The sequence below is a fragment of the Corallococcus sp. AB038B genome (assembly GCF_003668955.1).
GTDB lineage: Bacteria > Myxococcota > Myxococcia > Myxococcales > Myxococcaceae > Corallococcus > Corallococcus exiguus.
Genome location: NZ_RAWO01000104.1, coordinates 1 through 447 on the forward strand (window position 1 = coordinate 1; position 447 = coordinate 447).

Genomic DNA, 447 nt, shown 5'->3' on the forward strand with positions numbered 1-447 from the left:
GAGAAGCCCATGGACCGCAGCCGCCGCGCCAGGTCCACCACCGCCGGCTTGTCGTCATCCTTGACCGAGATGAACACCTTGCCGCTCTTGGGCAGCTTCACCCCCGCCGCCAACTGGCTCTTGGCGAAGGCCGTCGCGTAGTCCTGCGCCAGCCCCATCACCTCGCCCGTGGACTTCATCTCGGGCCCGAGAATCACGTCCACGCCCGCGAAGCGCGCGAAGGGGAACACGCTCTCCTTCACCGCCACGTGCCGCATCTCCGGCTCCTGCGTCGCGTTGAGCTCCTTCAGCGTCTTGCCCACCATGCACAGCGCGGCGATCTTCGCCATCGCTACACCCGTGGCCTTCGAGATGAACGGCACCGTGCGGCTCGCGCGCGGGTTCACTTCCAGGATGTAGATGGTCTTTCCCTGGATGGCGAACTGCACGTTCATCAGGCCCACCACG

The 447-nt window shown here is 66.0% G+C and carries 1 pseudogene; it reads right to left on the reverse strand.

From position 1 onward, the window contains the following. Nucleotides 1-447, reverse strand: a pseudogene (locus D7Y04_RS42675) (ATP-grasp domain-containing protein); the annotation flags it as partial.